This window comes from Vibrio sp. 2130-1 (genome assembly GCF_033339515.1).
Genome location: NZ_JAWOUT010000316.1, coordinates 1 through 676 on the forward strand (window position 1 = coordinate 1; position 676 = coordinate 676).

Consider the following 676-nt stretch of genomic DNA (forward strand, 5'->3'; position numbering starts at 1 on the left):
CTTACTCCCGTTGTGTAAATTTCAACCTGCAAAAACTGTAGCAAAAATAATCAACACAAAAAAGCGCAACCGGTTGCGTTATTCGTGAACAGAATCTCACTTTAGAAAATAAGGTCTATTTTTTAATAATTATTTAGGTCTAGGATAAAAGTCAGAGAATTAAGGAAGATTACAAATTTACATTTACAACTATCAATATATTACTACTGACAACGTCATTATTAATTTCGAAAAGGAATCGAAAATGAAATTAAATAAACTGGCTATTGCAACGCTTGTAAGTGCCGCTCTATCTCAATATGCATTTGCCCAAACTGACACCAAAGGAACCATTTATCTGACGTTTGATGATGGCCCAATCAACGCCTCAATTGACGTCATTAATGTGCTAAATCAAGAAGAAGTAAAAGCGACGTTTTACTTTAATGCGTGGCATCTAGATGGTATTGGTGATGAAAACGAAGACAGAGCGTTAGAGGCACTAAAACTGGCGTTGGATAGCGGCCACATCGTCGCAAACCACAGTTATGACCATATGGTTCACAACTGTGTTGAAGAATTTGGCCCAAACAGTGCGGCAGAATGTAATGCAACGGGTGATCACCAGATCAACTCTTATCAAGATCCTGCCTACGATGCCTCGATGTTTGCAGAAAACTTGTCAGTACTAGAAAAA

1 protein-coding gene is annotated in these 676 nt (G+C 37.9%); it reads left to right on the forward strand.

Annotation, left to right across the window (positions count from 1 at the left end; all coding sequences use genetic code 11):
• Positions 1-244 precede the first annotated feature (244 nt).
• Positions 245-676, forward strand: a 432-nt coding sequence (locus R7Q09_RS25955) for a polysaccharide deacetylase family protein (protein ID WP_318143920.1), incomplete at its 3' end; no start/stop codon positions are given.